The organism is Cupriavidus sp. P-10 (assembly GCF_003402535.2).
In the GTDB taxonomy this organism is placed as follows: Bacteria; Pseudomonadota; Gammaproteobacteria; order Burkholderiales; family Burkholderiaceae; genus Cupriavidus.
In genome coordinates this window covers 1624827-1637395 of sequence record NZ_AP025170.1, presented here as the reverse complement: position 1 = coordinate 1637395, position 12569 = coordinate 1624827, and the positions used below count along the sequence as shown (strand labels likewise).

13 protein-coding genes are annotated in these 12569 nt (G+C 67.7%); 1 reads left to right on the top strand and 12 read right to left on the bottom strand.

What is annotated here, in order from left to right; all coding sequences use genetic code 11:
• Positions 1-9 precede the first annotated feature (9 nt).
• The 9 genes from CTP10_RS07565 to CTP10_RS07525 all read right to left on the bottom strand — a co-directional run bounded on the left by CTP10_RS07565 (position 10) and on the right by CTP10_RS07525 (position 9438).
• Positions 10-1014 (bottom strand): Bug family tripartite tricarboxylate transporter substrate binding protein, encoded by a 1005-nt coding sequence (locus CTP10_RS07565; protein ID WP_158577729.1) that lies wholly within the window; start codon positions 1012-1014, stop codon positions 10-12.
• A 129-nt stretch (positions 1015-1143) separates the two neighbouring features.
• On the bottom strand, positions 1144-1602 hold the full coding sequence (locus CTP10_RS07560) for a MaoC family dehydratase (RefSeq protein ID WP_116322572.1): 459 nt from the start codon (positions 1600-1602) through the stop codon (positions 1144-1146).
• Between the two features lie 26 nt (positions 1603-1628).
• Positions 1629-2417 (bottom strand): crotonase/enoyl-CoA hydratase family protein, encoded by a 789-nt coding sequence (locus tag CTP10_RS07555; protein WP_116322571.1) that lies wholly within the window; start codon positions 2415-2417, stop codon positions 1629-1631.
• A gap of 69 nt (positions 2418-2486) precedes the next feature.
• Complete coding sequence (locus tag CTP10_RS07550; protein ID WP_116322570.1) at positions 2487-3269, bottom strand: SDR family oxidoreductase; 783 nt, start codon at positions 3267-3269, stop codon at positions 2487-2489.
• Positions 3270-3310: 41 nt separating this feature from the next.
• Complete coding sequence (locus CTP10_RS07545) at positions 3311-4486, bottom strand: acetyl-CoA C-acyltransferase (RefSeq protein WP_116322569.1); 1176 nt, start codon at positions 4484-4486, stop codon at positions 3311-3313.
• Positions 4487-4512: 26 nt separating this feature from the next.
• Entirely contained in the window at positions 4513-6591 is a 2079-nt protein-coding gene (locus CTP10_RS07540; protein ID WP_116322568.1) for a 3-hydroxyacyl-CoA dehydrogenase NAD-binding domain-containing protein, read from the bottom strand.
• Positions 6592-6700: 109 nt separating this feature from the next.
• Positions 6701-7462, bottom strand: coding sequence for an enoyl-CoA hydratase-related protein (locus CTP10_RS07535; protein WP_158577728.1), 762 nt, complete (start codon positions 7460-7462; stop codon positions 6701-6703).
• Between the two features lie 157 nt (positions 7463-7619).
• Complete coding sequence (locus tag CTP10_RS07530; protein ID WP_116322566.1) at positions 7620-8252, bottom strand: response regulator; 633 nt, start codon at positions 8250-8252, stop codon at positions 7620-7622.
• Complete coding sequence (locus CTP10_RS07525; RefSeq protein ID WP_116322565.1) at positions 8176-9438, bottom strand: PAS domain-containing sensor histidine kinase; 1263 nt, start codon at positions 9436-9438, stop codon at positions 8176-8178. The genes CTP10_RS07530 and CTP10_RS07525 overlap by 77 nt, the downstream gene beginning before the upstream one ends.
• A gap of 90 nt (positions 9439-9528) precedes the next feature.
• Between CTP10_RS07525 and CTP10_RS07520 the strand changes: the two genes are divergently transcribed.
• The gene (locus CTP10_RS07520) at positions 9529-10095 is read left to right on the top strand and encodes a TetR/AcrR family transcriptional regulator (RefSeq protein ID WP_116322564.1); all 567 of its coding nucleotides are present in this window, start codon (positions 9529-9531) and stop codon (positions 10093-10095) included.
• Positions 10096-10171: 76 nt separating this feature from the next.
• Here CTP10_RS07520 and CTP10_RS07515 read toward each other — a convergent pair whose 3' ends face one another.
• From CTP10_RS07515 to CTP10_RS07505, 3 genes are all read right to left on the bottom strand, one after another.
• The gene (locus CTP10_RS07515) at positions 10172-10804 is read right to left on the bottom strand and encodes a hypothetical protein (RefSeq protein ID WP_116322563.1); all 633 of its coding nucleotides are present in this window, start codon (positions 10802-10804) and stop codon (positions 10172-10174) included.
• Between the two features lie 206 nt (positions 10805-11010).
• Complete coding sequence (gene mdcH, locus CTP10_RS07510; protein ID WP_116322562.1) at positions 11011-11931, bottom strand: malonate decarboxylase subunit epsilon; 921 nt, start codon at positions 11929-11931, stop codon at positions 11011-11013.
• Positions 11919-12563, bottom strand: coding sequence for a malonate decarboxylase holo-ACP synthase (locus tag CTP10_RS07505; protein ID WP_317922474.1), 645 nt, complete (start codon positions 12561-12563; stop codon positions 11919-11921). The genes mdcH and CTP10_RS07505 overlap by 13 nt, the downstream gene beginning before the upstream one ends.
• Positions 12564-12569: the final 6 nt, after the last annotated feature.

Below are 12569 nucleotides of genomic sequence, written 5' to 3'. Positions count from 1 at the left end.
TTGCAAGGCTCATTCGCGTTCAAGTTGGATGTCGCGTGCCAGCCGCGAAAAGCGGTCGGACTCCTGGCGGTAGTACGTGGCGGCCTGCTCCAGATCCATGGGAGTGCCGGCCGAATTGCCGCGCTCGGCGACCCAATCCCGGAAAGCCGGGGCGGCGACGATCGCGCTGGCGGCCTTGCCGACGGCCTCGGCAGTCGCCTTCGGCAGCCTGGAAGGCACGAACAGGCCGGTCCACATCGCGTAGTGGAAGCCACGCAATGCGGCAATGTCGTCAACGGACGGGACCTCCGGCAAGGCGGCATGCCGCTCCGCTGACAGGATCCCCAGCACCTTGATCTTGCCGGCCTTCGCCGCCTCGATGTAGCCGGGAATCAGCGGCAGGAACGTGATATCCACCTGGCCGCCCATCAGGTCCTGCATGACGGGCGCGCCGCCCTTGTAGGGCACGTGATTGACCGGAAGGCTGAGGCGCCGGCCAAAGTCGACGCCCACCATGTGGAAGATGGAACCGACACCCGTGCTGGCAAACGACAGCGGCTGCGCGCCGGGCTGCCTTGCCTTGTCGATCAACTCCCTGAGGCTGTTCGCCGGGTAGGTGGGCCGTGCCATCACCGCCAGCACGCCCGAGGTCAGTTGCGCGACCATGCGGAAGTCCTCCGGCTTGTAGCGAACGCTCTTCATGGCCAGCGGCGGCAGCGTCAGTTCGTTCGGCGAGGCCACCAGCATCGCCAGCGTCTCGCCGTCGGCCTTGAGCAGGCGCTGCGCGCCCAGCGATCCCGATGCGCCGCCGAGATTCTCGACCACGACCACACGGTTCAGGCGCGTACCAAGGTCGGCCTGGATCCGCCGCGCGACAATGTCGAACGAACTGCCGGCCGGGTAAGGAACGATCAGTGAGGCGGGCGTGCGGCCCGGCGACTGCGCCAGCGCGCAGTTGCCGGCTCCCGTGCCGAGGATCAGCAGCGACGCCGCCGCGAGCCTCGCGCAGCGACACCTCCATGCGAGAAATGCCATCTTGTTGTCTCCAGTTTTCTTTATCATTCCCGGGCCCGGCGCCATGCGCAGGGCGCAGGTCGCCTTCCGCGCGACGCAAGGCATCGCGCGGCACCGCCTGATATCCGGGTTCCCGACGAGGGCGCTGGCCTAGAAATGCAGCCTGGCCAGCGATTCCGCGACGCAGACGGGCTTGGGCGCGCCTTCCAGCTCGAACGTGACGGCCCAGGTCACCTTCACGCCGCCCTCGCCTGCGTCATCCACGTCTTGCAGGACAGCGCGGACGCGCACCCTTGCGCCGACATGTACTGGTGCGGTAAAGCGAACGCGGTTCAGGCCGTAGTTGATCCGCGCCCGCACGCCCTCGAACTGCGTCACTTGCGCCATCAGCATCGGCAGCAGCGACAGTGTCAGCAACCCATGCGCGACCGGCCCGCCGAACGGCGACTCGCGCCTGGCGCGCTCCGGATCGACGTGGATCCACTGGTCGTCGCCCGTGGCTTGCGCAAACAGGTCGACCGCCTGCTGCGTGACCTGATGCCAGTCGCCGGGCCCGGCCTCCTTGCCCTGGAATGCCTTCAGGGCTTCGATTGACGTGAAGGTCTGCATGGGTGCTCCCCTGGGCCAGCCGATTCTCAACGCCCCGTGAACCGGGCTTCGCGACGTTCAACGAAGGACTGGATGCCTTCCTTGAAATCCTCCGACGCAAAGACCTCTTCGCGCACCTGCGGGATCACCGCGATGGCCGCCTGCTCGCCATGCTCGATATAGGTCAGCGCCGCCGCCTTGGTGGCGCGCAGGCCGATCGGCGCCACCCTGGCGATCGCGCGGGCAATTTCCATCGCGCGCTCGCGGTGGCGCCCGTACGGATGGACCTCCTGCACAAAGCCGCAGCGGTATGCCTCTTGCGCGGAGAATTCGTCGCACAGGAACAGGTGATACATGGCATTGCCCCAGCCCGTGCGCGTCAGGTAGCGGAAATGCGCGCCACCAAGCGGGGCAATCCCGCGCTTCGATTCCAGCTGGCAGAAGCGCGCGGTATCGGCCGCGATCACGATGTCCGAAGCCAGCATCTGCTCGATGCCGATGGTGTAGGTGATGCCGTGCACCACCGAGATCACGGGCTTGCGGCAGCGCTTGCGCAGGCCGAACGGATCGACCTGGTCGTCGGGAATCGGCTTTGCCGTGGCGGTCGGGCCGAAGAACTTCGGCATGTCGAGGCCCGCCGTGGTGTGCTCGCCGGCCGGGTCCAGCACTGCCACCCACAGGTTGTCGTCGTTGTCGAACTCGGTCAGCCGCTGTGACAGCTGCTGCATCAGTTCCGGGGTGATGGCGTTCTTCTTGGCTGCGTTGTCGAGCGAGATGATGGCGATATGGTCCTCGATCGTCATGCGGACTTCGGGCGTTCCTGCTGCGGTGCTCATGATGGCTTCCTGTGCTTGAGGTGGATCGGGATAAGAGACAAGGGACAAGGGTGGATGGGGTGGATGGACTCAGACCGCGGTCAGGCCGCCGTCGACGGCGAGGATCTGGCCGGTGATGTGCTTGCCCGCGTCGCTGGCAAACAGCAACGCAGCGCCCTTCAGGTCGTCGTCGTCGCCGATGCGCTGCAGCGGCGCGCGTTCCGACAGCTTCTCGACGCCGACCTTCTCGATCGTTCCCCTGGTCATCTTCGATGGGAAGAAGCCCGGTGCGAGCGCGTTGACGGTGATGCCGTACGGCCCCCATTCGCCGGCGAGCGCGCGCGTGAGGTTCACGACCGCGCCCTTGCTGGTGTTGTAGGCAAGCGTCGGCTGGCCCTTGGGACCATTGCCCTTCAGGCCGGCAATCGAGGCCAGGTTGATCACGCGGCCGTAGCGGTTCGGGAGCATCGACAGCTTCCCGATCTTCTGCGTCAGCAGGAAGATCGCGCGCACGTTCAGGTTCATGACCTTGTCCCAGGCGGCCAGCGGATGGTCGGCCGTGGCCGCGCCCCACGTTGCGCCCGCGTTGTTGACCAGGATGTCGACCTTGCCAAGGCGTTCCATCGCTTCATTGGCGAGCCGCTCGACATCGTCCTCGGCCGCGTTGTCGGCGGCGATCCAGCTCGCGTCAACACCCAGGCTGGCCAGGTGCGCCTGCGCCGATTGCAGCGCGTCCGCCTTGCGCGCCGAGATCACCACGCGCGCGCCCTGCGTGCCGAGCGCTTCGGCAATCTGCAGCCCCAGGCCGCTGGATCCGCCGGTGACGAGGGCCGTGCGGCCCTTCAGGTCGAAAAGATTTGCCACTACTGTCATTGCTGTCTCCTTGCTGAGGGATGGATGCTGTCAAAGCACTGTCAAAGCACTTCAAACAGGCCGGCGGCGCCCTGGCCGCCGCCGATGCACATGGTCACCACGACATACTTCGCGCCGCGGCGCTTGCCTTCGATCAGCGCATGGCCGGTGAGCCGCGAGCCGCTGACGCCGTAGGGATGGCCGACCGCGATCGCGCCGCCGTTGACGTTGAGCCGGTCGTCGGGAATGCCGAGCCGGTCGCGGCAATAGAGCACCTGGCAGGCGAACGCCTCGTTCAGCTCCCACAGGCCAATGTCTTCCAGCCGGACGCCGGCGCGCTCCAGCAGGCGCGGCACGGCAAAGACCGGACCGATGCCCATTTCGTCCGGCTCGCAGCCGGCAATGGCGAAGCCGCGGAACAGCCCCATCGGCTCGATGCCCCGCTGCTCCGCGAGCTTCGCGCTCATCACCACGCAGGCCGACGAGCCATCGGAGAACTGGCTCGCGTTGCCGGCGGTGACCACGCCGCCCGGCAGCGCGGGACGAATGCGCGAGACCGCCTCCAGCGTGGTGTCGGCGCGGATGCCTTCGTCGTGCGAGATCGTGACTTCACGGGTGATGACGCGACCGTCAGCCTCTACCACGCCCATGGTGGTGGTCATCGGTACGATTTCGTCGTCGAACTTGCCGGCGGCCTGTGCCGCGGCGGCGCGCTGCTGGCTGCGCACGCCATAGGCATCCTGAACGTCCTTGCCGATGCCATAGCGCCTGGCAACCTGCTCGGCGGTCTGCAGCATGTTCCAGTACAGCTCCGGCTTGTGCTCGGCCAGCCACGGATCGCGCCGCATGTGCGTGTTCGCCTGGTTCTGGACGCACGAGATCGACTCGACGCCACCGGCGACAATGGCCGGCGCGCCCTCCAGCATCACGCGCTGCGCCGCCATGGCAATGGTCTGCAGGCCGGACGAACAGAAGCGGTTGACGCTGACGCCGCCCGTGGTGACCGGCAGGCCAGCGCGCAGCGCGATGGCTCGGGCGATATTGCCGCCCGTGGTGCCTTCGCCAAAGGTCCCGCCGATGATGCAGTCCTCGATCTCGGCCGGGTCGAGACCCGAGCGAGCCACGGCATGCTGCACCGCATGCGCGCCGAGCGTGGCGCCATGGGTCATGTTGAAGGCGCCCTTCCAGCTCCTGGCCAGGCCGGTACGGGCGGTCGATACGATGACGGCCTCATTCATGATGGTTTTCCGTTGGGTTGGGGAATTCAGGCGTTGAAGGCGTTGCCTTCGTCGGCAAGCTGTTCGATGAGCGCTACCGGGATCCAGCCGGGATCCTCGGCGGACAGCGCGCGCAGCGTGCGCCGGACGTTGGTCACGCCAACCGTATCGGCGTAGAACATGGGTCCGCCCCGCCAGCTCGGGAAGCCATACCCGTGCAGGTAGACCGCATCGATATCGGAGCCGCGGGCGGCTATGCCTTCCTGCAGGATGGCGGCGCCTTCGTTCACCAGCGCGTAGACCAGCCGCTCGACGATCTCCTCGTCGCGGAAGCGCCGGGGCGTCACGCCGTGCTGCTGCCAGTACCCTTCCAGCATGGCGCGCGTGCGTGCCGACGGCAACGCCTTGCGTTGGCCGGCCGCGTAGTCGTACCAGCCTGCGCCGGTCTTCTGGCCGAAGTGGCCGGCTTCGCACAGGCGGTCGCCCAGTTCGAAGCGGGGCAAGGCCGGATCCTCGGCATAGCGGCGCTTGCGGATGGCCCAGCCGATATCATTGCCGGCCAGGTCGGCCATGCGGAACGGCCCCATCGCGAAGCCGAAGGCCTCGATGGCGCGGTCGACCTGTTCCGGCAGGGCGCCCTGCTCCAGCAGTTCGCCGGCGCGCCGGGTGTATCTGGCCAGCATGCGGTTGCCGATAAAGCCGTCGCAGACGCCGGACACCACCGCCACCTTGCCGATCCGGCGCGCCAGCCGCATCGCGGTTTGCAGCACGTCGGGCGCGGTCTGCGCGCCTCGCACCACTTCCAGCAGGCGCATCACGTTGGCGGGACTGAAGAAATGCAGGCCCACCACATCCTGCGGGCGCCCGGTCTCTGCGGCGATGCGGTCGACGTCGAGCGTCGAGGTATTGGTGGCCAGGATCGCACCGGGGCGCGCCACCTCGTCGAGCGCCCGGAAGGTGCGCAGCTTGACGTCCATGTCTTCATAGACCGCCTCGATCACGAGGTCGCAATCGGCAACGCGGCCGAGTTCCACGGTCGGCTGCAGCAGCGCCATCCGCGTCTCGACGCCTTCGACGGACAATTTGCCCTTCTTCACGCTGGCCTCGTAGTTGCGCCGGATGGCGGCAACCCCCTTCTGCACCGCGGCTTCCGAGACGTCCAGCAGCACCACGTGCATGCCGGCGCTGAGGAAATTCATTGCGATGCCGCTGCCCATCAGCCCCGCGCCAACGACGGCCACCTTGTCGATGGTCCGTTCCGCCACCGATTCGGGCACGTCCGCCAGCTTGGCCGCCGCCCTTTCCGCAAAGAACGCATGGCGCAGCGACTTCGACACAGGACCGTTCATCAGTTCGAGGAAGAAGCGGCGTTCGAGCGCCAGGCCCTCATCGAAAGGCAGCTTGAAGCTGGCCTCGATGGCGTCCAGGCAACGCCGCGGCGCTGGCAGGTTCTGGTAGCGCGCGGCAATGGCGGGACGCGCCACCGCCAGGTAGCCCTCGGGATTCGGATGGCTGACCGACAGGTCGCGCACGCGCGGATGCGGCCCGGGACGCGCGGAGACCTCGCGCGCAAAGGCGAGCGCGGCGGGCAGGATGTCGCCGTCCACCAGCCGGTCGAACAGCCCGGACCCGGCCAGCGCCTCGGACGGGATCGAAGTGCCGTGGACGATCATGTTGGTGGCCGCCTCCAGGCCGATCAGGCGCGGCAGCCGCTGGGTGCCGCCGGCACCGGGCAGCAGTCCCATCGTTACTTCGGACAAGGCGATGCGCGCCCTGGGCACGGCCACGCGGTAATGGCACGCCAGCGCCAGTTCCAGGCCACCGCCCATTGCCACCGAGTGCACGGCGGCAACCACCGGCTTGGCGCTGTCTTCGATGGCCGCGAGCACGGTGTTGAGGCCCGGCTCGCGGCCGGTCTTCGGCGAATTGAATTCGCGCATGTCGGCGCCGCCGGAAAAGGCCTTGCCGGCGCCGCTCAGCACAATGGCCTTGACGCTTGCATCGGCCGCGGCGCGGTCGATGCCGTCGACAATGCCGACGCGCACGGCATGGCCCAGGCCGTTGACCGGCGGATTGGCGATCGTGATGACCGCGATGTCGTCGATGACTGTGTACTCGGTGCTCATGGGAGGTCCTTTGCGTCTTTCGCGTCTTTCGCGTCTATTGCGTCTTTTGCGTATCGGGGGATTTCTGCCCGGCTCAGGTTGGGGGAACTGCGCTGAGTGCGGCCGCCGCTCAGGCGCCGACCGGCGCCGGGGCCTGCGTGCGCTGCAGGAAGCGGCTGAAGATCTCCTGTGCCTCCGGTGACTGGCGCAGGGTGTCGAAGACGACGGTCTCGCGCTCGAGACTGCTCTCGACCAGCGCACGGGTGGCGTCGCGCACCAGTCCGCGCGTTGCCATCAGGGCCTGGCGCGGCTTGGCGGCAAGGCACTTCGCGACCGACAAAGCCTCATCGCTGACGGCGTGCTGGGGCATGACGCGATTGACCAACCCCGCCCGATGCGCCTCGGCGGCGGGAATGGTGGCGCCGAGCAGCAGCCATTCAGCCGCCTTGTTGCGGCCGACCACATGCTGCAGCAGCAGCGTGGATGCAAATTCGGGGCACAGGCCGAGATCGACAAACGGGAAGCGGATGCGCGCGTCGTCGGAGGCGACGACATAGTCGCAATGCAGCAGGACGGTGGCGCCAATGCCTACCGCATGTCCGCACACGCAGGCCACCATCGGCTTGCGCAGCGCGATGACTGCGCGCAGGAACGGCGCGGCGGGCGACGTCTTGTGTTCGGCGGCCTGCCCATTCACGAACAGCCCGATGTCATTGCCGCTGCTGAAGTTGCCGCCCTCGCCCTGCAGCAGCACGGCGCGGACGTCGTCGCGGCGATCGGCTGCCACGACGGCGTCGGCGAGCGCCTGATACATCTGCGCGGTGATCGCGTTCTTCTTTGCCGGCCGGTTGATCGTCACGACCAGCACGCCGTCGTCCAGGTGCAGCAGCACGTCCGTGGTCATCTTTCTCTCCTTCGGTTCCGACTCCGGTGGAGTCGTGTCGTTGAGGAGAGTTTGGATGCCGGGCGCGAATCTCGCTGTCGGAACTCACTCTGCGCCGTGTCAGCGTTTTCTGAAGCTGCCGCCGGCGCAGGTAGCGGTCCGGACTTCAGTCGATCAGGCGATGCTCGACGGCATAGCGTGCGAGTTCGGCGTTGCTGGCGACACCGAGCTTCTTCAGGATGCGCGAGCGATAGGTGCTCACGGTCTTCACGCTGAGGAACATCTGGCGGCCGATCTCGGTCAGGCGGATGCCGCGCACGATCAGCAGCATGATCTCGTACTCCCGCGACGACAGTTGCCGGTGCGGCGCACTGTCGGCGACACGGTCGAAGCCATCCAGCAGGCAGTTGGCCACCGCGGGCGTCATATAGCGCTTGCCCTTCGCCACGTTGCGGATGGAATCGACCAGCTCCATCGCGTCCATGTCCTTGGTGACATAGCCGGATGCGCCCGCCTGGAAGGCCCGCAGCGCATACTGCTCGGCCGGGTACATGCTCAGCACGACCACCGGCATCGCGGGCCGCTCGGCGCGCAGCGAAGGCAGCATCTCCAGGCCGCTGCGGCCCGGCAGGTTGACGTCGAGCAGCGCCACGTCGAACGGCTGCTCGCGCAGGCGGCCCAGCGCCTCGGAGGCGTCGCCGGCTTCGGCTACGACGTCGAATTCATCGTGCTCGGCCAGCAGGCGCTTTAGCCCCTGGCGGAATATGGTGTGATCGTCGATCAGCAGCAGGCGAATCATGTCTCTCTCCGTCTTCATCCGCGCCGGTGCTGGTGCATCCGGTCGCTTGTGCATTGGCTTGCCGACGGGTGCAGGATGGGACCGGCACGCTCAGGCGCACGCGCGCGCCGGAGCGCGGTCCGGTGTCCAGGGCCAGCATGCCGTCGAGTTCGCGCGCCCGTTCCTGCATGCCGAGCAAGCCTAGGTGCCCTTCGGCCGTAGCAGAGCCGAAATCAAATCCGAGGCCGTTGTCCGAGATTTCCACGTCCAGCCGGTCCTCTGCCCAGTCGAGGCTGACCATGACTTCCGTGGCCATCGAATGACGCGCGACGTTGGTCAGCGCTTCCTGGAAGATCCGGTAGATGCCCATTTCCCGGCAGCGGTCCATGGCGCGCGCGTCGCCGGCAGTGCGCATGCGGGTGGCAATGCCGTAGCGTCTCTCGAAACGGCCGAGGTCCAGGCACAACGTGTCGCACAAGCCCAGGTGATCGAGGGCGCCCGGCCGCAGCCCTTCGGAAATGGTGCGCACGGCCTCGATGGTCTCCTGCGTGAGCTGCAGGGTCTGGGCCGCGGTCAGCGCCAGGGACGCAAGGGCCGGCGCCTCCGTCTGGCTGCGCCTGGCGCGCGGCGCGCGGGCGCGGTCCAGCGCCTCGATGCCGCGCGACAGCCGCGACAGGTCGAACTTGATCGCCGTCAGCATGCCGCCGATGACGTCGTGCAGCTCGCGCGCCACGCGGTTGCGCTCGTTCTCGCGCACGCTGTTGGCGCTTGCCACCAGTTCCTGCAGGCGCTCGCTGGCCTCGACCAGCCGGTCACGCTGCCGCTCGCGCTCGGTAATGTCGATGCCGACGCCAACGATCGCCGGGCGCCCGTGAATGATCACGCGCGTGCCATGGATCTCGAAGCAACCCGGGTTGTGGGACGATGTCCGGCGAATGACGAACAGGTCGGCGGGCGCGGCGCCCTTGATCCTGCGCGCGTACTGGTCCATCAGCTCGGCGCGTTGCGATGGGTGGGCCACGTCGCGCAGGCGGGCGCCGAGCAGTTGCTCGCGCCTTAGCCCGCACATGCGCGCGAAAGTCTCGTTGACGTAGCGGAAACGGCCATCCTGCAGGATGTAGATGCCGGCGATGGATTGTTCGACGATGCCCTTGAAGGGCACCTCGTAATCATCCAGGTCAACGTCGAGTTCGTCCGTTTCGGCCATGGCAGCGGTCCGCAATCTGCATGATGGTTGTCATTCAGGAGAATGACGATCACAATGCAGAATGTCAAGGTGACATGATGGGAATGACAGATGGGCCACTCTCAGGCGGACAAGGCGCGCAGCAGGGAGCGCATTCTGGAGCAGGCAGCGGAACAGATCCGGGATGGCGGGCTGGAATCCGTCAGCGTCGGCAAGCTGATGCGCAGCGCCAACCTGACCCATGGCGGCTTCTATGGTCACTTCGCCTCGCGCTCGGAATTGCTGGTGCACGCGCTGGAACGCGCGCTGGATGACGGCAAGGCCGCATTCGAGGCCAAGAGCGGCAAAGGGACGCCTGACTATGGCGCCACGGTGCGCGGCTACCTGAGCCGCACGCATCGGGAGGCGCGCACCACCGGTTGCGCGATCGCCGCGCTGGCGGGCGACGTGGCGCGTGCCGACGAGCCCGCGCGCGAAGCCATGTCGGCCCATATCGAACGGTTTATCGCGCGGATGGACGAGACACTGGGCGGTGACGATCCCGACAAGGCCATGTTCGCCGTCAGCGCGATGATCGGCGCGCTGGTGGTGTCACGGGTGCTTGCCGATGGCAAGCGGTCCGATGCGGTGCTGGCCGCGGCCAGGCGCGAGTTGCTGGCATTGCGCGAACGGGAATGAGCTGTGGAGCCCGCCACGGCGAGCCAGCCCGATCACTGCGGCGACGACGGCGGGACGCGCCGAGCGGCTCTCTCGTCTAGGCATGGTTGTGTTGACAGACGGCGGTCAGCGTCGCGACCCGTTCGCTCCCCTGGCACACTTTCACTTCGTATTGCTGGAGCGTGCCAAGAAGCTGCTCGCCCATCGCCGACACCGTCAACGGTTCCCGCAAGCGTGCGAACTGCGCGGCGTCGCCGAAATAACGGACGGTGAACCACAGCGGAAACTGCGCGTTTGCGTCAGCACGCAACCGGATCGCCGTATCGAGCAGCCGTGCCACTCGCAGGCAATGCGCAATGCCGTCGTCATGGCGGTACGCTGCGGGCCGGGTCGCGCCATGCCAGGGCACATAACTGGAGGAAGGCAGTTCGGCTGCCACGACAACGTGCGCGCGGCTCACGGGAAGCCCCGCTTGCGTGAGCTCTGCCAACCATCGTTGCTGGTGGCCCTGCGCATGCGACAGGCGCGCATCGAGGCCGAATGGGCCATCTCGCAATGGCCCGCCGGTATGCACGGTCAGCATGACCGGGCTGGCGACACCGCATGTTGTGTCCAGCACGACGCCCAGCAACAACTCGGCAATACCGCGGCCGATGGTCTCGCGTGGCGCCTGTTCCTGCTGTGCTTTCCGTGAAGCTTCCGCGCGCGAAGCGGTCGGCGTGACAACCATCTCTTCCTCCTGCCTTGTCAGTGACGCCGCGAAGGCGCAGCAGGACCGACTATAGCGATGGGATATGCCGGGAAGCGATGTCGAAGCAAATAGAGAAAAATCTGACACGCCCTGTCAGTGATCGCGATGCCGCTGCGGTTCGTGCCTTGTGCCGTCCATCCGCGGCGAAGCTGGCCGGCTTGCTGCGGCGGCGCCCTACCGGCACCCTACCGGCGCCGCATCATCGCCACGATCGAGTCCAGCCGCGTCCTGTCGCACGCCAACGGCATGCCGTCGGCGAAGACGGGCTGCGCCAGGCGCGTCAGCACATCGCCCGGCGGTGCTTCCACCACCAGCCTTGCGCCGTTGGCATGGGCCAGCACCATGGTGTCGTGCCAGCGCACCGGCGTGGCCATGTTCAGCGCCAGGTCGTCGGCGATCTTGCGTGGGTCGCGCAGTTCGCGCGCCTTGCTGGCGCTGAAATAGCGCAGCGAAGGTGCGGACAGCACCACGGCCTGCATGGCCTCTTGCAGTGCAAGCGACGCGGCATCGAGCAGCGGGCAATGCGATGGCACATGGATGGCGACCGGTTTTGCCGCCTGCGCGCCGGCGGCCAATGCCAGCGCTGACACCTCGGCCATCGCAGCCTCGCTGCCGGCGATCACGATCTGCGTGGGGGCGTTGAAGTTTGCCAGGTACACCGGCCGTTGCGGCAAGCAGACCTGTGCCACCAGCGGTGCGAGCCGGTTCTGGTCGAGCCCCAGGATGGCGGTCATGCCGTAGCCGCCGGGATAGGCCTGCGCCATCAGCTCCCCGCGCAGGCGCACCAGGCGCAGGGCATCGGCAAAGGCAAGCACACCAGCAGTCACCGCGGCGGCATACGCGCCGATGGACAGCCCGGCCACGGCGTCGGCGCGGGCGTCGTGCGCGGCCAGGCACCGTGCCATCGCCACGCCTGACGTCAGCAGGCACAGCTGCGTCCAAACCGTGGATTGCAGGCGCTCGGGCGTATCCATCCCTGCCACCGGCACCTGCAGGATCTCCTCGGCCTCGGCCAGCACCGCCGTTACTGCCGGGTCCGACGGCAGGTCCTTCAGCATGCCGGGGCGTTGCGTCCCCTGGCCGGGAAAGGTGATCAGGACTTGCATGGCGCCGGTTGCCAGGGATCGTCGCACAGGCGCGGGCCTTGGCCGGTCTTCAGCAGCACCCTGCCGCCGCCGCGCAGGCGTTCCAGCAGCGCGAACCCGCCGTGCGGGGTCGCGACCTGGATGTCGACGCGGGCCGGTGCGGCGCGCAGCAATTCGGCAAGCAGTTGGAGATGGCCGGGCGGCAGCGGCTGCTCTGCCTGCACGACCAGGTCGAGGTCGCTGTCGGCATGCAGCACGTTGTGCGCGCAGGCGAGCGAGAAGCCGGCGCTGCCGGTCACGCCCCAGCGGATGCCGGCGGCATCGAGCGGGTCGGCGATGGCCTCCAGCGCGCGGATGGGGGCCAAGGCCGCCAGCGCCGGGCGCAGGCGCCAGGCGCGTTGGGCGGCGAGGTCCATCGGCGTGACGAGCTTGCGGATCGCCGATGGCGCGATCCAGGTGCCGAAGCGCTCGGCGCGCGTGCTGCCGCGCAGGCCGACCGGGATCTCACCCGGCCGGCGGCCGTCGCGCCGCACGACTAGCGGGGTGTCGTGCAGTGCCGGCAGCGAGACCCACGCCGGCAGCGCATCGCGCTCCAGGGCACTGGCCGGGTCGTCCAGCCAGACCAGGTCGTGCGGCGCGGGCGTGGCAGGCATAAGGGG

Bases quoted from the DNA above. Each gene is read 5' to 3' on its own strand.
- CTP10_RS07565 (WP_158577729.1), bottom strand. From the start codon at position 1,014: ATGGCATTTCTCGCATGGAGGTGTCGCTGCGCGAGGCTCGCGGCGGCG.
- CTP10_RS07560 (WP_116322572.1), bottom strand. From the start codon at position 1,602: ATGCAGACCTTCACGTCAATCGAAGCCCTGAAGGCATTCCAGGGCAAG.
- CTP10_RS07555 (WP_116322571.1), bottom strand. From the start codon at position 2,417: ATGAGCACCGCAGCAGGAACGCCCGAAGTCCGCATGACGATCGAGGAC.
- CTP10_RS07550 (WP_116322570.1), bottom strand. From the start codon at position 3,269: ATGACAGTAGTGGCAAATCTTTTCGACCTGAAGGGCCGCACGGCCCTC.
- CTP10_RS07545 (WP_116322569.1), bottom strand. From the start codon at position 4,486: ATGAATGAGGCCGTCATCGTATCGACCGCCCGTACCGGCCTGGCCAGG.
- CTP10_RS07540 (WP_116322568.1), bottom strand. From the start codon at position 6,591: ATGAGCACCGAGTACACAGTCATCGACGACATCGCGGTCATCACGATC.
- CTP10_RS07530 (WP_116322566.1), bottom strand. From the start codon at position 8,252: ATGATTCGCCTGCTGCTGATCGACGATCACACCATATTCCGCCAGGGG.
- CTP10_RS07525 (WP_116322565.1), bottom strand. From the start codon at position 9,438: ATGGCCGAAACGGACGAACTCGACGTTGACCTGGATGATTACGAGGTG.
- CTP10_RS07520 (WP_116322564.1), top strand. From the start codon at position 9,529: ATGGGCCACTCTCAGGCGGACAAGGCGCGCAGCAGGGAGCGCATTCTG.
- CTP10_RS07515 (WP_116322563.1), bottom strand. From the start codon at position 10,804: ATGGTTGTCACGCCGACCGCTTCGCGCGCGGAAGCTTCACGGAAAGCA.
- mdcH (WP_116322562.1), bottom strand. From the start codon at position 11,931: ATGCAAGTCCTGATCACCTTTCCCGGCCAGGGGACGCAACGCCCCGGC.
- CTP10_RS07505 (WP_317922474.1), bottom strand. From the start codon at position 12,563: ATGCCTGCCACGCCCGCGCCGCACGACCTGGTCTGGCTGGACGACCCG.